Annotated in this window: 10 protein-coding genes; 4 read left to right on the top strand and 6 right to left on the bottom strand. The window is 38.4% G+C overall.

The window, feature by feature from the left end:
* Positions 1 to 5: 5 nt before the first annotated feature.
* The 5 genes from J5F42_RS03315 to J5F42_RS03295 are packed head-to-tail and all read right to left on the bottom strand — an operon-like array spanning position 6 to position 4657.
* A complete protein-coding gene (locus J5F42_RS03315) occupies positions 6 to 671 on the bottom strand; it encodes a glycosyltransferase family 25 protein (protein ID WP_283491549.1) in 666 nt (221 codons plus the stop codon).
* Between the two features lie 26 nt (positions 672 to 697).
* The gene (locus J5F42_RS03310; protein ID WP_283491548.1) at positions 698 to 1330 is read right to left on the bottom strand and encodes a glycosyltransferase family 25 protein; all 633 of its coding nucleotides are present in this window, start codon (positions 1328 to 1330) and stop codon (positions 698 to 700) included.
* A 25-nt stretch (positions 1331 to 1355) separates the two neighbouring features.
* Complete coding sequence (locus J5F42_RS03305; RefSeq protein ID WP_097699916.1) at positions 1356 to 1931, bottom strand: adenylate kinase; 576 nt, start codon at positions 1929 to 1931, stop codon at positions 1356 to 1358.
* Positions 1932 to 1947: 16 nt separating this feature from the next.
* Positions 1948 to 3681, bottom strand: coding sequence for an aspartate--tRNA ligase (aspS, locus tag J5F42_RS03300; RefSeq protein ID WP_097699917.1), 1734 nt, complete (start codon positions 3679 to 3681; stop codon positions 1948 to 1950).
* Between the two features lie 34 nt (positions 3682 to 3715).
* Complete coding sequence (locus J5F42_RS03295) at positions 3716 to 4657, bottom strand: chemotaxis protein (protein WP_283491547.1); 942 nt, start codon at positions 4655 to 4657, stop codon at positions 3716 to 3718.
* Positions 4658 to 4727: 70 nt separating this feature from the next.
* Between J5F42_RS03295 and ligA the strand changes: the two genes are divergently transcribed.
* The 4 genes from ligA (at position 4728) to J5F42_RS03275 (ending at position 8912) form a co-directional block, all read left to right on the top strand.
* Positions 4728 to 6698, top strand: coding sequence for an NAD-dependent DNA ligase LigA (gene ligA, locus J5F42_RS03290; RefSeq protein WP_097699490.1), 1971 nt, complete (start codon positions 4728 to 4730; stop codon positions 6696 to 6698).
* A gap of 124 nt (positions 6699 to 6822) precedes the next feature.
* Complete coding sequence (locus tag J5F42_RS03285; protein ID WP_187933293.1) at positions 6823 to 7155, top strand: hypothetical protein; 333 nt, start codon at positions 6823 to 6825, stop codon at positions 7153 to 7155.
* A 300-nt stretch (positions 7156 to 7455) separates the two neighbouring features.
* Entirely contained in the window at positions 7456 to 8157 is a 702-nt protein-coding gene (locus J5F42_RS03280; RefSeq protein WP_000625011.1) for an ATP-binding cassette domain-containing protein, read from the top strand.
* On the top strand, positions 8157 to 8912 hold the full coding sequence (locus J5F42_RS03275) for an ABC transporter permease (RefSeq protein ID WP_097699492.1): 756 nt from the start codon (positions 8157 to 8159) through the stop codon (positions 8910 to 8912). The genes J5F42_RS03280 and J5F42_RS03275 overlap by 1 nt, the downstream gene beginning before the upstream one ends.
* 65 nt (positions 8913 to 8977) lie before the next feature.
* Here J5F42_RS03275 and J5F42_RS03270 read toward each other — a convergent pair whose 3' ends face one another.
* Positions 8978 to 18541, bottom strand: coding sequence for a vacuolating cytotoxin domain-containing protein (locus tag J5F42_RS03270; protein ID WP_283491546.1), 9564 nt, complete (start codon positions 18539 to 18541; stop codon positions 8978 to 8980).
* Positions 18542 to 18658: the final 117 nt, after the last annotated feature.

Here is an 18658-nt window from a genome sequence, read left to right as displayed (position 1 = left end):
TCTTTTTAAACCTCTTTAGGGGTTTTTAAAGGAGCGTATTGTCTGCTGTATTTGTGAAAGGCTTTTAAGCACTTTCTAGTGTTTAATTGATCATAAAGAAGATTATCCAAGTAAGACTTTTTAGGGCCGCTCAATGAAATGTCGGATTTTTTTAGATTTTGGATGGTGCTGATTTTGCAATGCTTGTTCAAAGAAACAGGCAAAGGCAAGTAAGTAAGAGTAGCCACATCATGGTAAGTGGGGTTGTTTATGAACATATCCACCGGCTCTATGATTTTAAAACGCTCTGTGGCCTCTATAAAAGTTTTAGCTCCTTTAGGCGTGATATAGTATCCTGCCGTAGAAGCCACATACACGCTAGTGAGGTAAAAATGCTCTAAAAAAAAGGCTTCTTTTTCACTATCAGCACGCCTTTCCCAAAAGGTCTCTTTAATGTTTGCCTCTTTTGCCAATAAGGATTCGTATTTTCCTGTGAGTTCATCGTATTTTCCTGTGAGTTCATCGTATTTTCCTGTGAGTTCATCGTATTTTTCCGCAATATTCTTATTGAGTTCATCGTATTTTTTGGTGAGTTCATCGTATTTTCCTACGATATTCTTATACACTTCTGTCCGAGCTAAAATACTTCCAATAAAGCGGTTGAGTTTTCTTTTAATTTTTTTAAAAACCACTGGATTAAAAGAGGTTTTTTGGGGCGCTATTTTGCAAGGCTCAGATAGTTCTTTAGGGTCTTGTTGCGTTTCAATAATAAAATCTTGTTGCGCATCTTGTGTGGGATTGGGGGGGGGGGGGTAACTTCATAATTTTCAATAGGCGTTTCAGGTGCTTCAGTCTTTACATGATCTTCAATAGGTGTCTCTCCCACAGATTCTACAGCATCTCTCTCTAAGGGGAGCGTGCACAAATTGGTTTTATGAAAATTCCAATACCACCCAAAAAGCTTGACAAAATCAAAAGGACTTTTCAAGCAATCTTCTAAGGCTTGCATGAAATTAGACTCTAGCGCTACATCATCTTCTAAAATGACGACCGGTTGGTTTAATTTGACGCATTCTTTCCACAAAAGATAATGGCTTAAATAACACCCAAATTCTTGAGGCAATAATTCTCCACAACACCAATCAGAATGGAACCAATCGGATTTTAACATGCTCTGCGCATCATAAAACTCTTGAATAAATTTTTCAAAATCTTCGTGTTTAGGGCTAATAGCGTCAAAGATTTGAAAAACACAACGGCCTTTAAACTTTTCATTGGATTCTAAAACGAGTTTTTCAGTATCCAAACGCCTTTGACTTTCTTTTAAAGAAATGATATAGACAGAAATCACAGCTCATTCTCCTTAAGAGCGCATTTTAATTCCCAAAAGACAAAATATATTTTTGCATTTCATTCACGATTTCTTCAATACTTCTTTCGCCATTGATGATTTTATGCAAATGCTTAGCCTTGTAGAAATTTTGGATTTCAGCTAAGGGATCTAAAAACACCCGCATGCGGTTATGAAACACCCTTTCATTATCATCAGCCCCCCTAGAGCGCCCTAAAACCCTTTCTTTAGCGGTGTTTTCACTCACTTCTACTTCAATCACGCTTTTCAAAACCACTTCGTTTTGAGCGTTCAATTCCTTATCCAAAGCCTGCATTTGTTCTACGCTCCTAGGATAGCCATCAATTAAAATGATCCCTTTGCTAGAACTTTTAATCGCTGAAAGGATCGTTTCTACCACAATCTCTAAAGGCACTAATTCGCCTTGAGAAGTGAATTTCTCAATCAATAAGCCTCGCTCGGTCTTTTTAGCGCTCTCAGCCCTTAATAAATCCCCGGTAGAAAAATGAGCGATTGTTTCGCTGTTATTCTTAGCGATAAGCTCTGCATCAGTGGTTTTACCACTCCCTGGGGCTCCAATAATCAAAAATAGTTGTTTCATATCATATCCTTTTAAATTATTTTCTCAAGCGAATGTGTAATTCCCTTAGTTGCTCTTCATTAATGGGGCTAGGCGCGTTCGTCAATAAGCATGAAGCTTTTTGCGTTTTAGGGAAAGCGATCACATCTCTAATGCTGCTAGATTTTGTCATTAGCATGATCAAGCGATCAAAGCCTATCGCAAAGCCCCCATGAGGAGGAGCGCCAAACTTTAACGCTTCTAATAAAAAGCCAAATTTCTTTTGTGCTTCCTCTTCGTGGATATTGATTTTTTCAAAGACTTTTTTTTGCATTTCTTCTTTATGGATCCTTATGCTTCCCCCACCAAGCTCCACGCCATTAAGCACCACATCATACGCATGCGCTTCAACCTCTTCTAAATCTTTGCATTCTATATTTTTAGGCATCGTAAAAGGGTGGTGTGCAGCATGATAGCCGTTTTCGGTTTTTTCAAACATGGGGAAATTGACCACCCATAAGAAATTCAAAGCGTCTTTATCAATCAAATCAAGCGTTTCAGCCACTTTCAAGCGCAAGCGCCCCATGTAATCTAACACGATTTTTTTATCCCCCGCTCCAAAAAAGACAATATCCCCGACTTGCGCATCAGTCCTTTCTAAAATATTCTTAAGCCCCTTTTCGCTCAAAAATTTAACTAAAGGCCCTTTAATTTCATATTCTTTAATTTGCAAATACGCCAAGCCTTGAGCCCCAAACTGGCGCACAAATTCTTCTAATTCTTTTAAAACGCTGCGGCTAAAAAGCGCATCAGCCCCTTTGACATTTAAAGCTTTAATGCGTTTATTTTTAGGATCTTGCGCGATATTAGAAAAAATAGCGTTTGAGCTGTCTATAAAACAATCCCCCACTTCTATTAAAGGCAATTCAAAGCGTAAATCCGGCTTATCGCTCCCGTAATTTTCCATCGCTTCCTTATAGGGCATGCGTTTAAAAGGTTTAGAAATATTATGCCCAATCGCTTTAAAAATCTCTTGCAACAAATCTTCCACCACGCCCATCACATCATTTTCACTACAAAAACTCATTTCCGCATCAATTTGCGTGAATTCTGGCTGCCTGTCCGCTCTCAAATCTTCATCTCTAAAGCAACGAGCGATTTGAAAATACCTGTCCATTCCCCCCACCATTAAAAGCTGTTTGAACAATTGCGGGCTTTGAGGGAGCGCGAAAAATTCACCCTCATGCACCCTACTTGGCACTAAATAATCCCTAGCCCCCTCAGGCGTGGTTTTAGACAAAATGGGGGTTTCAATCTCTAAAAAACCCTTTTGGGCTAAAGCGTTACGAGCGATTAAAGCCACTTCGCTGCGCAATTTAAAGATTTCATAAGCGTTCAAAGAGCGTAAATCCAAATAGCGGTATTTCAAGCGCAAATCTTCATTCACATTTTTATTGCCGATTTCAATCGGTGGGGTAGCGCTTTTATTTTCAATGACTAACTCTTCTAAAACAATTTCAATTTTACCCGTTTTTAGTTTAGGGTTTTCTAACCCAGCGCCTCTCAAACGCACTCTTCCTTTAGCCACTAGCACAAATTCACTCCTGACTTCTAAAGCCTTTTCATAAGCCTTAGAGCTAGGATCACAGACTAATTGCACTAAACCGCTTTTATCCCTTAAATCAATAAAAACCACGCCTCCATGGTCTCTATAAGTGTTACACCACCCGGCCACTTTGATGATTTTACCCACATCTTTTTCACTAATTTCTGTGCAAAAATGACTTCGCATGTTTTATCCCTTTAAATTAAAACAAAAATTAAATTTATGAAAGCGTTTTTTTAAGCATTTCATGGATTTCAAGAATGTTAGATTTTACCACAAAACCATCCGCTTCTAAAGATTGGGCTAACTGGCGGTTAGAATCGCTGCTCATGGACGAATTGATAATCACAGGAAGATGCTCAGTTCTATGATCAGCTTTAATGGTTTTTAGCACTTCAAACCCTGAAACGTTAGGCATTTCTAAATCCGTAATAACCACGCCGACTTGTTGGTAATGTTCTTTTTCATACAAATAATCCAACAATTCCCTCCCATTTGGAAAGGCTAAATAACGCAATTCTAAAGTTTGAACGATTTTTTCTAGGGTTTTAAGAGCGCTTAAGGAATCTTCAGCGATTAAAATGAGTTTTTGGCTTTGAATGGCTTCTATGCAACGCAAAGTCAAATCGTCTAAATCTTTCAAGCTAGGGAAAACATCGCTAATCATCTTTTCCACATCTAAGATCTGCACCACTCGTTCTTTATCAAAACGGGTGATAGCACTAAGCTTACCCTCTTCATTAATGCCTTGTTTGTCCCCAGCGCTAATCTCAGTCCAATTTTTATGGATGATCCTTTCAATTTTTAAAATTTTTAGAGCGATGGAATGGTTAGAAAAATGACACACGATCACTAAATTATGGTCATCTTTAACGCTGCATTCTGTTAAATTGCGGCTCGGATCATTAGCGTTATAATGCAACCACCTTTTCACATCCACTAAAGGGATAGACTCGCCCCTAACGCTAAGAAACCCGAGCATCACGCCATCGCTCCCTCCAAGAATCTCTGTAACCTCTCCGTCATAATGGATAATTTCTCGGATCTTAAAAATATTCATGCCATAAAGTTGGGCGTCTTTTTCTGCATCTAATCTAAAACACAGAAACTGCACTTCGTTGTTCAAGTGCAACGAAGTCGTTTTATCAATATCTTTTACCACCTATTTCCCCTAAGCCCTATCAAAGATTAAATGTTATAATACTACCCTAATTTAGTTTAAAAGGTTTTTAATGATAAAAAGCCAAAAAGAATATTTAGAAAGAATTGAATATTTAAACACCCTATCGCACCATTATTACAACCTTGATGAGTCAATCGTAAGCGATGCGGTCTATGATGAACTTTACCAAGAATTAAAAGCTTATGAAGAAGAAAACCCTAATCGCATTCAGGCTAACTCCCCTACCCAAAAAGTGGGGGCTACTGCCACCAATGAGTTCAGTAAAAACCCCCATTTAATGCGAATGTGGAGCTTAGATGATGTGTTCAATCAAAGTGAATTGCAAGCGTGGTTGCAGCGCATTTTAAAAGTTTATCCTAACGCTTCATTCGTGTGTTCGCCCAAACTTGATGGGGTTTCACTCAATCTTTTGTATCAACATGGCAAGCTAGTGAGCGCAACCACTAGGGGTAATGGCTTAGAAGGGGAGCTTGTTACCCACAACGCTAAACACATCGCTAATATCCCCCACGCTATCGCTTATAATGGAGAAATAGAAATCAGGGGCGAAGTGATCATTGCTAAAGAGGATTTTGACGCTTTAAACAAAGAACGCCTAGACGCTAATGAACCCCTATTCGCTAACCCCAGAAATGCCGCATCAGGGAGTTTAAGGCAACTTGATAGCAAAATCACTAAAAAGCGTAAATTGCAATTCATCCCTTGGGGCGTGGGCAAGCATTCTTTGAATTTCCTAAGCTTTAAGGAGTGTTTGGATTTTATTGTATCGTTGGGTTTTAGCGCTATTCAATACTTAAGCCTAAACAAAAACCACCAAGAAATAGAAGAAAGTTACCACACCCTGATTAAAGAAAGGGAGGGCTTTTTTGCCCTTTTAGACGGCATGGTGATCGTTGTGAATGAATTAGATATTCAAAAGGAGCTAGGCTACACGCAAAAATCCCCTAAATTCGCCTGCGCTTATAAATTCCCGGCTCTAGAAAAACACACCAAAATCATAGGAGTCATTAACCAAGTGGGGCGCAGCGGGGCGATAACCCCAGTCGCTCTTTTAGAGCCTGTAGAAATCGCTGGAGCTATGGTTACGAAAGCAACCTTGCACAATTATTCTGAAATTGAAAAAAAGAATATCATGCTCAATGATAGGGTCGTCGTCATTAGAAGCGGCGATGTGATCCCTAAAATCATCAAGCCTTTAGAATCTTATAGAGACGGCTCGCAACACAAAATTGAACGCCCCAAAGTTTGCCCTATATGTTCACATGAGCTTTTATGCGAAGAGATTTTTACTTATTGTCAAAACCTTAATTGCCCGGCAAGGTTGAAAGAAAGCTTGATTCATTTCGCTTCTAAGGACGCTTTAAACATTCAAGGCTTGGGCGATAAAGTCATAGAGCAACTTTTTGAAGAAAAACTCATTGTTAACGCCTTGGATTTGTATGCTTTAAAATTAGAAGATTTAATGCGGCTAGACAAATTCAAAATCAAAAAAGCTCAAAATCTATTAGACGCTATTCAAAAGAGCAAAAACCCTCCTTTATGGCGTTTGATCAACGCTTTAGGGATTGAGCATATTGGTAAGGGAGCGAGTAAAACGCTGGCCAAATACGGCTTAAATGTGTTAGAAAAAAGCGAAGCCGAGTTTTTGGAAATGGAAGGCTTTGGGGTGGAAATGGCGCATTCTTTAGTCAATTTTTATGCGAGCAATCAGGAATTTATCCGATCGTTATTTGAGTTGTTGAACCCTAAAAACAGCGATATGGCTGAAGAAAAGCAAAAAAGTTCTTCTGTTTTCAGTGATAAAACGATTGTTTTAACCGGCACGCTTTCTAAACCACGGCAAGAATACGCTCAAACATTAGAAAATTTGGGGGCAAAAATTGCTTCAAGCGTGAGCGCTAAAACCGATTTTTTAATCGCTGGAGAAAACCCCGGCTCAAAACTCGCTCTAGCAAAAAAACATGGCGTGAGCGTTTTGAATGAAGAAGAATTATTAAAGCGCCTTAAGGAATTGGATTAAAATTAAAATCAAATACCTGGTTAAATTCTAAAGAAAAATTCCAATTTTCATTCTTAATGAATTTACTCACAAAATCCTATTTTATAGTAGAATGCGAAAAATGAAGATATTTTAAGGAGCAATAATGGAACACCATAAAGTGCACACAACCATTCAGGCTTTACAAGCCAAACGCAAAAGGTTGCTAACCGAATTAGCCGAGCTAGAAGCAGAAATAAAGGTGGGTAGCGAACGAAGGAGCAGTTTTAACATTTCGCTCTCGCCCAGTTTGTTAGCCGAAATAGAAGAGATAGAATACGAAGAAAAAACAAGTAAAGAGCGAAGAATCAATCATAGCGTTTTACTTTCGCCCAGTTTTATGGCTAAAGTGGATGAATACATGAAAGAGAAAGGTTTTCCTAATCGATCGCTCCTCTTTGAAAAAGCGTTGGAGTTTTATATGCTAAAACACCCATAAACCAATAGCGGGCAAAAAACGAGAGGGTATTTAGGGTTTTGATAATAAGAAATCAAAAACTCCGTTTCTCTAGCTTTTTTGGGGTCTTTCTTATTTAAAGCCTTGATTTTGTCCGTTGTTTTATTTAGCTTTTAGTTGAAAAGTCGTTTCACTCGCTTAAATCGTGTCTGTCAGTAACGCTTTTAGCTTGTTTTAACAAATATCAGTTATTTTTTTAGTAATACTGCACTCAATAAAACCATCATTTGAATATAATAACTTTAAATGGGATTTTAAATCATTGTCTAATAAGGGGATTTTATGATTTCTAACATCAGCATACACCCAAAAACCATGTTTAAAAACGCTTTAAATATACAAGATTTTTCATTTAAAAGTCATACTAGTACAGCCATTATTGGCACAAATGGTGCTGGAAAATCAACGCTTATCAACACTATTCTAGGCATTAGATCAGACTATAATTTTAAAGCACAAAACAATAATATTCCATACCACGACAATGTTATACCACAACGCAAGCAATTGGGAGTTGTCTCTAACCTATTCAACTACCCACCTGGATTAAACGCAAACGACCTTTTTAAATTCTATCAATTTTTTCACAAAAACTGCACTCCAAATCTATTTGAAAAAAATCTTTTGAATAAAACCTACGAACACCTAAGCGATGGACAAAAACAGCGCTTAAAGATTGACTTAGCTCTTAGCCACCACCCCCAATTAATTATTATGGATGAACCAGAAACTAGTTTAGAGCAAAACGCTCTTATAAGACTATCAAATCTCATAAGCTTGCGCAACACCCAACAACTTACAAGTATCATCGCCACTCATGATCCTATTGTCTTAGATAGTTGCGAATGGGTATTGTTCCTTAAGAATGGCAACATTGCTCAATACAAACCTTTAAATTCTATATTAAAATCTGTAGCTAAAACTTTTAACTTTAAAGAAAAACCAACCACAAAAGACTTATTAGCATTACTAAAGGATATTTAGTGGGAGCAATTCTATCTATCCTAAAACTTGAAATCAAATCTTATCTCACCAATACAAGTGCGTTATTTTGGACTTTTATTTATCCTATTTTAATGCTTCTATTACTAATTTTTGTTTTTTCAAAAAATACCACTGAAATTTTTTACTTTAATAACATTATAGGTCTAATGGGACTTCTTATTATTTCTAGCGCGATCTTTGGTCTCACTCAAACTATAACAAGCTCTAGATCGCATAATATATTCTTGTTCTACATGCTATCACCAGCAACTTTCAAACAAATAACTCTAGCATTAATCGCTTCAAGACTAATCGTTGTAATCCTATATGCTTTTATCTTTATTGTTCTCTCTTTTTATATGCTCAATATCATCACTATTCTTAATTTTAAAGCGCTTATTTTGGGGTTTGTTAGTGTTTTTTCAAGTGCATTGTTTTGTTTTTGCTTGGCCATTTTTGTAGCTAGAATTTTTCAAAACGAACAAAGCATCTTAGGATTTTGTAATATCATCAATCTCTATGCGCTAATGTCTTGTAATGTTTTTGTTCCTTTAGAATACCTACCTAATATTGGTCAATTATTTATCAAAACATCTATTTTTTACTACCTTAATCAACTTCTAATCAAAGCTTTTCAAGGGATTGATACTATACTGGTTTTAGCAACTTCAACATTTTTCATTATTGGTGGCATTATTTTATTTTTACTAAGCGCTAATCGCATGTTACTAACACCAAAAGAACGCATGCGTTAAACCCTTAATCCCACCAGCCCCATTAATCTTAAAAGTGCTTATTTTGGGTAAGCCCTAGCACCCCCTTAAAACGCTAAACGCATTCCAATGTTTCCGGTGATATTGATCATTTTGTAGTCCAATCCAAACCTAGCCCCCACCCCAGCATTCGCATAAAAGCTTTTAAACAACCTCACTTCCCCGCCTGTAGTGATGCTCGCAAAAGTGTTATAAAGCTCGCCTTTCCTGTAACTCAAAGTGTTGTTACCAATAAAACGCACCAATTTATCCCCCATAGAATTAACTAATAAGTCTTTACCAAAGCCGCCAATCGCATAAAAATAAGAGTTTGTGCTGAAATAATGGCGGTTCTCCAAAGCAAGATCAATCGTTAAAACGGATTTTTTAGACGGATCGGCGTTCGCTTTAAACTGGTTATAAAGCGCGTTATTCATCACTCCATCTAAACCAGTCATGCCAATATAGTAATACCTTAAACCAATTTGAGGTTTTAAGATGATGCTTTTGTTTTTAAACATGAAATCATACCCGTAATTAACTCTCGCGTTCGTCGTCCATGTGTTGTATTTATAAGACTGATTGATCATAGAGAGTAAAGTGTCGGCGGAACTGATTTGGGTTTTATTAGCCCCCCAAGTTTCATTAACGCTAAAGGTCAGCTCGCTCTTTTTAATGAAAGCCCTCGCATACAAGCCCACATCCACATTATCGGATTTAGAATTAGTGATGCGCTCATAAAACCCGCTATACCCATAAGCCGCATACCCTCCAACAATTACCCCTCTAACAAAGCGATCATAGCCCACATTGACACCATAGAGCGTTCCTGTGCCATTTTCCACAAAGCTCACGCCCCCAACACCGGTCGCCCAAAGGTTGTTTTTCAATTTATCCCTTTGAGAGTATTTTAAAATCACATCCATCGCATTAGGGGTAGCGTCAGCAAATCTTTGGTTTTTGAGACTGCTCAAGCGTTCGCTAAAATCCGTTGAGTCAAAAGAAGCGAAATTAGAAAGCTTGGCTAAACGGCTCATTTGTTGCGTGTAAGTGCTGAGCTGTAAAGCATCGGTGGAATTGTTTTTAAGATTGGGTTTAGAAAGCATGCCTAAAGCGCTGGTAATATCTTTCATTAAAGTCACAATGTGTTTGGTGGGCGTGTCTTGCAAATAATAAGGTGCAAACAAGGGATTACCCCCCTTAGCCACAAAAAGCTCATTCAGCCACATGATAGAATTATTGCCCGCGGATTTGATCGCATTCAAACCAGCGCTGCCTTGAATGTATTTAATGTAATACTCCAAACTAGGGGCATGAATATCCATGGGTTTATCCGAGACGCTAACTTGAACTTTATCATAAAGGATAGATGAATACACCATTTGCCCTTGATTGTCTTTAAAGCTCACCACAAGACCCCCATCTTTAATATTGACCGGTTGGTTGTCATAGCTTAGTGAATCGCCCTTTAATTGCATGCGTTTGCCGTTAAAATCAATGAGAGTGTAAAGCTTGAGGTAATCGCTCAAGCTCCCTCCAAGAATCGTTTGATTATCATAGCCATAAACCATGCGTTTAGCGTTGATAAGCGTGTAAGCACCTTGCTTTTGAGTGTTAAAATGGATTAAAGCCTGATTGTTATAAGACATGATCGTAGAAGTGCGAGTTACATTAATAATCGTTTGATGGGTGGGGTTATTAAGATTAAAGATTAATGACCCTTCGCTCTTAAAATTCCCCCCAACATTCAAACCATTTTCATTCGTGCTGAGAGCCGCTCCTTTTACCACATTGAGATTACCGCTAATATCAGCCCTGTAATTAGAGTTGTTGTTAAAAGCGTTATTCACGATCAAATTATTCGCTTTAAAAGTAGCGTTTGGCTCTAAATCCAAAGTCCCGATCGTGGTATTTTGTAAGACTTTTGAAAAATCCACTAAGCCATTCGCTTTAATGGTTCCTAAAAAAGCGAAATTATTAGCATTCACTTCTAAAGTTTCATCGGTTGGAGTGCTTGAAGTTGAAGAATTAGTTTTTTTCTCGCTCATGCAATTTAAGACATTCACGCAAATCTGACCTTTTTGAACGCTAATATCGTTTCGTGGCGCGTTAAGCATTAAACCATTGGTAGCGTTTAAGGTATCTAGTGAAATGTTAGAAAAATCTTGAGATACAAAAGAAAGCCTGCCCTGATATTGCGTGAAATTAATGGTGTTTTTCCCGTTAAAGATAATGGACTTGCCCGCTACAAAATTCAATTCCCCCCCTGTGGCGTTACTAAACGAGCTGTTATTCACAAACACATGGTTTTTAGCCACGAAATTGAAATTCCCTTTTTGCCAGAGATTGTGTAATCCTCTAGAGCCTAGTAAAGTTCCAAAGCCCAATTGTTTCAACTCATCTTGTAAGGATTTAGGCAGTATGGATCCCAAACCTTGATGATAAACGCCGCCAAAGCCCTTATCGGCGATGATTTTATTAATCATTTGCCCTAAGACTTGATTGCTCATGATTTTATTCACTACGCCTTCGCCTAGCAAATCGTTCAGCACTTTTTGACCCATGCCAGAAATCGCGCCCAATAATTCCTTACTAGGGTTAGTGATGCTATTTAGAGCGATATTGACTAACACGCTTAAATCCTGTGGGCCGAGCCAAGAAATGAGCTTATTGATCAAGGGGGCTTGATTGATCATTTGATTGAGAATATCCCCAAAAGTCGTTTTATCCAAGAAACTCTGTAAGTCTTTGGCATCAGAGCTAGAACCTATTTTATCAAGAGCTTGATTCAAGCCTCCAGGCACAAAATTATTGGCAAAAGAACTCAAACTTTGCTTGCCATACCAAGTATTGATGAAATTCTCTACATTTTGAATCCCTAAAGTTTTAACGATGAATTTTTCAAACCCTGAAGCATGGGCTTGGATTTGTTCTAAGAGCATCCGATCAATTTCTTTTCTTTTTATAGGATCTAGCGCGTTTAAAAGCCCGTTCTCGCCAAAAACATCGCCCACCGTTTTAGAATTTAAAATTTCCATGATCGCGTTTTTAAAAGCGCTCACGCCTAAAAGGCTACTCACTTCATCAGGGCCAAGCAAGGAGCTTAAAGTTTTAGAGCCAAAATCTTTAGGGATCATGTTGGCTAAATCTTTAGGGATAGCGTTGTTATTCAAACTCTCTTCATAAACCATGTTAGAAAGGATATTCCCCAAGCCCTTTTCCCCAAAAAGCTTATCAACGCCCTCTTTCCCCAAGTAAGAAAAGATTTTATCGGTCCCTTGAGCGTCAATATTGGCTTGATTAAGCACCAAATTAGTGTCGCTTTCAAAAGACACATTCGTGCTCCCTCCGCTCCCCCAAGCGTTCCCGCTGCCGATGGTTCCGGTAATGTAAATGTTTTTAGCCTTAAAATTAGCGTTAATATAGCCTAAATAAGGCGCGCTAGAATGGAGCAATTGCCCTAAATTAGTCTGCCTAAACATCTGGCAAGTGTTGTCCCCAACTGCGCATGGCTCTTTATAGCCATCGCCTCCAAACCACACCACGCTATTCGTGTTCGTTTGCCCTTCTTTGATCGCTCCTACAACGAGATTGCCTTGAGAAAAATGATAATTAGTCGTGTTAGAAAAATTATTGATGATCTTCAATAAACTCTTCCAATTCGCTTGGTTTAAAGTAATGCCATATTCTTTTAAGATACCAAAAATCGTTTCAAAGCTATCCGGGCTATTGAGATTGAGATTGTCTAAAGCCCCTGAAGCGATAAGCTTAGCCACTTTAGGCAAAAATTCCTTACCTAAATTAGCGATCACGCTTAAATCCTGTTTGGTGATAGCCTGATTATAGATGTGTAAGGCTTGTAAGGGTTGGTTTTGCGCGTTATAAGTCCCGGGTATCTCATTATTCTTACCAAAGCCTTTGATACTGCTACTCAAATAATAAGTGCCAGCCTTATCGCTTGTGTAATTATAGGAATTAGAGCTTTCATCATAAGGGTTTTGTTGGTAATCATACAAGTTGGGAGCGAGATTGAACATCGCATTATTAGAAACGCCGTTTTGAGAGATCTGCACTTTCAAGCGGTTGTTATACAAGGTTTCAGTAATGGTTTCAGTCGTGTTGAGCGGGTTAATAAAACTCCAAGAATGAACGCCGTTATTAAACGAGTAGTCAGCCTTGTCAATCTGTATGCCATAAAAACGGATCTTCTCATAGCCGTTATTCCCCATCAAACCCTGAATATTTTGAGCTTGTAAAATATTATAAACTAAGGGCTTGTTTTTTGCATCAAACAAATTCACATTAGACAGATTCAAAACGCCTTGAGATCCAAAGCTGAAATTCCCGCTTGCATTAATAGCTAGAGCGTTAGTGCCATTGCCTAAAAGGTTTAGAGCGCTGTTTAAAAGAACGCTTTGAAAATTCAGGGTGCTGTTGTTGCTTAAATCAAATGAAGCGTCTGCATTAAAGGTCGCTAATTTAGTGAAAGAAATTTGAGAATTATTAGCGTAAAAACTCACAGGAGCGTTAAAAACGCTATCGCCATTGAAATTCAACAAGCTTGAGTTATTGAGGTTGAAATTCGTTTCCCCCTCTACGCTAAGCGTATTAAAACTCGCTTGAGAACTTTCAGCCAAATTCATCGTAGAGTTATTTTCAAAAGTAGAAGCGCCTTGGAAATTGATGTGGATATTTTTAGCCCTTAAATTGAGTGTCGCTTGATTGAAATTTGTATTCCCTTTGAAATTAATCAGGCGTGTGGAGTTGCCAAAATCAGGCGTTTTGCCAAATAGCGGGATGCCATAAAAGGTTACATTAGCGTTATTGAAATTCGCTTGATTGAAACTTAATTGAGCGTTAGGGTTCAAATTCAAATAAGATATACCCTTAAAAGTGGTCGTGCCGTTAAAATTCGCTACGCTGTTGTTGTAAAAAGAAAGGCTTGAAGCGTTTTCTAAAGTCGTTTGGGTTTGGCTACCCCCAATATTAATAGCAGCGTTGGGCTTGACTGAAAGCCTGGAATGATTGAAAGTAACATTCCCATTCAATGAAGACTGATTCACATTTTTAGACACATCAATGACTATTTGAGAGTTATTGAAAATAATATTATTAGCTTTCAAATCATAGCGAATGCCCCCTCCTAAAATAGAATCAGTGAAAATCAAATCCGTATTTGCAACCATGTTCACATACGAAGAGCCGCTTTCAGTCGCTCCGTTAATATTAGTCCAACCGCTAAAAGTGGTGTTTTCAAAAGCGATACGCCCTGAGTTAAAATTAAAGCCTCCCCATGTGAAATCCCTAAAATTAGAGTTTTTAATTTCCATAGAAAGCCTGGAATTAAAATTCGCCCATGAATGCTGGCTCGCACTAGTTTGTAAGCCTAAAGCCACGGTTTGGAAATTCGTGTAATTCAACCCGTCAGCGCTCAAGGTTTCATCAGCGTTAAAATTGATCGTTGCCCCACCGCCGGCGTTAGGGTTGCCGACATTAAAGTTATTCGTTAAAAAGATATTAGTCGCGTTGAAATTGCCATGCAAATACAACAAATTATTCTTACCAAACCAGATCGATCCGCCATTGTTATTGGCTTTTTCTTGCGCGCTCCCTAAAAGCAAAGTCCCCACCACTGTAGCCCCAAAATTCAGCGACCATGCAAAAGCGCTAGAGCCGATAAGGTTTTGATTTTTATAAGGCGCGATATAGCACACCCCAACGCACACGGGGGTTTTTCCTGGAATGAAATCAAATTGCTTCCTCACCTGACTCCAAATATCCTTAGAATCAGCGTCTGTGTGAAAAAGTGAAGAATGGATAGTAAAATATTTATAGGTGATAGAGCCAGGATTAAAAGTTTCTTCAAAAACAAATTTTTGGCCGTTGCTTTGGGTGAATTGCACAAAATAAGTGTTTTTCTCCGTCCTTAATAAAGTCCCTCTCTCGCCACCATAATGGATCAAATTCCATAAATTTTGCGAAAAAGCATTATCCGCTAAAGCTTGGTTATTGTATTTGATGCTATCCCCGCTTAAAAGCGTGTAAGTGGTTTTATCGGTCAAATTCCTTTCAATATTAAAAATACTATCATTTTCAATAGAAACTGATCCTTTAAGGCGGCTGAAAGGATCGCTGTTAATGAGCGTGTTTATGCCTTTAAAAGTGGTGTTTTTAGTGTCATTAAACGAATAGCTGCCACCATTAAACGAGTTGTTGTTGAAAATAAGGTTTTGCACTCTGGCGTTGATATTATAAGAATTGAAGGTGTTGTTTTCTAAAGTTAAAGAATTTCCGGCGCTGTTTTCACCCCCTTTATAAATCAAGGTGCCGTTATCGCTAAAATTAACATTCTTAATCACAGCATTTCCGTTAGCACTAGCGTTATCCACGCCAAAATTCCCCCCTCCATTCACAGAGCCTTTATCCCAAGTAATGTTATTGGCCTTAAGGTTAAAGCCCCCATGCGGGGTTTGGTTGCTAAAATTGGCGTTTGTTACATTCAAGTTGCCGTTATTGACAATGAAATTCATCCATGAATCTTGCAAACCGGCTTTATCGTTATTCAAATTAGCGTTAGCGATATTCAAACGCTTTTCAGCGTTAAACACTAAAGTCGCCCCCCCACCGGTTTGAGCGCCGTTACCGGAGCGAATCGTGCCGGTAATATCAATTTGATTGGCTTTAAAAACGCCTTGAATATAGCCCACTAACCCCCATTCAGCCCCTGAAGTTTTCCCAAAACTCACCACGCTATTAGAAGTGGGATTCGCCCCAGCAAGAAAAGGGGTGGTCTGGTTGAACACTAAAACGCTGTTAGCACCGCTATAATCTTGCGTGAAAACGCCTGTGCCAGCGATCTTCCAAGTCGTCATGCCGTTGAGATAGAACACGGTGTTACTGGCGTTGTTATTGATATTTTTAAGATGGAATACATCATTATTGATACTCACGCAATGCGTATAGCCTAGAGTGCATAAACGAGTGAGCGTGATCCCGTTATTAAAATTTTCTTTGATGTAGTAAGTCAAGCCGTTATCAATGAATTGGACATTATAAATCTTAGCGCTGCTTGGCGTGGTTTTATTTTCATCCACTAATTTACCGCTAGGGTTTTCCCCACTCGTCCAGCGCAACATTTGATACAAAGCGTTATTATTATTTTTATAATCCACGCTTTTAGCGTTAAGCAATTGATAAGTCGTGCCTACGCTTAAGCTGTTCAAAAGCCCTTGCATGTTGAAAACAACGCCCTTATTGAAAGTAAAATCCGTTTGAGCGCCGTTTATTTTAAATTGGTTATTCGCATTGAAAGTGTCATCAGTAAAACTGACTTTAGGGGTATTATTGAAATTAAACACGCCCCCATTGAACGAGTTCCCACTAAAATCCACTTGCTTAGCGTTAAAACTAAACGATCCGCCATTAAACGAGTTGTTATTAAAAGCGTTTGTTTGCTCTGCGTGGTTGAAATTAAACGAACCGCTATTAAATTTGTCTTCATTAAAGGTGTTATTCGTGCCCTCAAAAGTGTAAGAAGCGTCATCTAAAACGGATTTTTCAATGGTGGTCTTGCCTTGAAACTTAAAATTCCCTGCTAAAAAATTCGTGTTTTTAAAATGGTAAGAATTTTCAGCGCCTTGAAATTTGTAATAAGCCTTGTTGAAATTCACGCTATCAAAAGCGCCATTACCGGTAAAATCATACCCCCCACCCGTCCAATCGTAAAAATCAGACTGAGAAACATTGATCTTGCCGCTCCCAGAGCTATCCCCTAAAGCGATAAAAGTCATGTAAGAGTTTTGTGAAGTGGTTTTTAGGTTTTTAAAATCAGCCCCAGCGATATTAATTTCAGTTGCGCCCACAAAATTCAAAGTCGCCCCCCCACCGGTTTGAGCGCCGTTACCAGACATCATGTTACCGGTGATATAAACCCTATCGGCTGTGAAAGTGCCGGTGATATAGCCTGTTTTCCCCCAATTGACTCCCTCATACCCCCCAAAACGCACCGTGCTGTTAGATTTAGGGATACTGCCATTAGCCCAAGGAGTCGTAGCGTTAAAGACTAAAGCGCTATTTTTCCCGCCATAGGTTTGCGCAAATCTCGCATTAGTGTAATTCCAAGTGTTCAAGCCGTTAAGATAAAAAATCGTATCAGCCCTATCATCGTTAATATTTTTTAAATTAAAGACATTGTCATGGATATTCACGCTATTGGTGTAATAAATATTGTTCGTGCCATAATAGACGGATTGTAAAACAATAGAATTAGGGCTAAAAATTTGTCTGAAATTATAGAGCGTGCCGCCTAAATTGTAGGTTACATAGTAAGTGTGGGTGTTATTATTGGAAGTGGCGTTTTTGCTGTTGTCTTTTGTGGCTTGCGTGTTTTTAAGTCTGATGATATTCCATAAATTACCCACATCATTATAAGCGATAGAGCCATTTTTCATGCTAAAGAGCGTGTAAGCACTCCCTATACTAGGCGTGTAATTTTGAATGTTAAAAATCGCATTAGGATTAATAGTAACCTTACCGGTCATATTGACAAAGGGTGAAGTGGGGTTATTGATCGTGGTTGTGCCTTGAAAATTAACATGAGCATCAGGTCTATTAAAAACGAACCACCCCCCATTGAAGGTCAAATTATTAAAAGTAATATTATTTGCATTAAGAATATAGGCATTCCCTATAGTATTAGTGTTGCCATTAGGCATACTCCCTAAAATGCTGTTATTAAAGGTAACGCTATTAGCGTTAAGATTGAGCTTGTAATGATTGATATTAGAGTTAGTGAAAGTGATGCTCCCCCCAATACCATTCCCACCCTTATAAGTGAGCGCGCCATTATTATTGAAAGTTACCCCGCTAATGGTGGTTGCGCCGTTGCTATCCACGTTATCAAAGCCAAAATTCCCGCCATTGACAATCCCACCATTATAAGTAATCTTTCGCCCCATAGCATTAAAGCCTCCATTAGGGGTTTGGTTGCCAAAATCCGTGTTTGTCAAATGCACGCTATGATTGGAAATCAAATTGATCCAAGAAGTTTGTGTCCCGGCTCTGTTATTTTGAAAATAAGCCCCATTAGTGTTTAGTTCGTTTGAGCTTTCAAAAACCAGTATCGCCCCCCCACCGGTTTTCCACTCATTACCTGAGCCAACAGCCCCTGTGATAAAAATGTCTTTTGCCTTAAAAACCCCTGTAATAAAACCTACATAGCCCTTTTCCCCAAACCACACAGAAGAATTATTAGGCGTTGCGGAAGCGTTTTTTGTCCCTATGTATAATTGACTATTGTTATAATTTTGCGTAAAACTCCTATTCCCCCCAGCCCAAGTGCGTAAAGGGCTGATATAGTAGGATTTGTTGTTATTGTTTTCATTCACGCTGTTGAGCCAATACACCGAACTATTATAATCTTCAGCGCTCAAAGCCGAAACAAACCCAAGCCCTAAGAAGATTTTTTTATTAATGGATAGAGAAAGATTTGAATGCGTTTTTAAGGAGTAAATTGTCAAAGGCGAGTTTTTGATTGTATATTTTTTAGCGATTTTCTTTTTAATGCCCTTAAAAGAGCGGTTTTTACTAAAGCGTTCATTCTTTAAATCTGTTTTGCTACTTCTATAAGTCATATTTTGAACCCTTTCATGTGATCATACTCGTTGTTATATTTTTTGATGCTATCCATTATACAATTTAATTAAAAACGGCACGATCTCCTTATATCATTAAGGATCTTATCTTATTGA

It is taken from the genome of Helicobacter pylori, from assembly GCF_030062585.1.
Taxonomy (GTDB): Bacteria; Campylobacterota; Campylobacteria; order Campylobacterales; family Helicobacteraceae; genus Helicobacter; species Helicobacter pylori_CN.
This window is presented reverse-complemented; position numbering and strand designations above follow the sequence as displayed.

Coding starts and splice junctions, on each gene's coding strand:
- J5F42_RS03280 (WP_000625011.1), top strand. CDS start 7,456: ATGATTTCTAACATCAGCATACACCCAAAAACCATGTTTAAAAACGCT.
- J5F42_RS03270 (WP_283491546.1), bottom strand. CDS start 18,541: ATGACTTATAGAAGTAGCAAAACAGATTTAAAGAATGAACGCTTTAGT.
- J5F42_RS03285 (WP_187933293.1), top strand. CDS start 6,823: ATGGAACACCATAAAGTGCACACAACCATTCAGGCTTTACAAGCCAAA.
- ligA (WP_097699490.1), top strand. CDS start 4,728: ATGATAAAAAGCCAAAAAGAATATTTAGAAAGAATTGAATATTTAAAC.
- aspS (WP_097699917.1), bottom strand. CDS start 3,681: ATGCGAAGTCATTTTTGCACAGAAATTAGTGAAAAAGATGTGGGTAAA.
- J5F42_RS03305 (WP_097699916.1), bottom strand. CDS start 1,931: ATGAAACAACTATTTTTGATTATTGGAGCCCCAGGGAGTGGTAAAACC.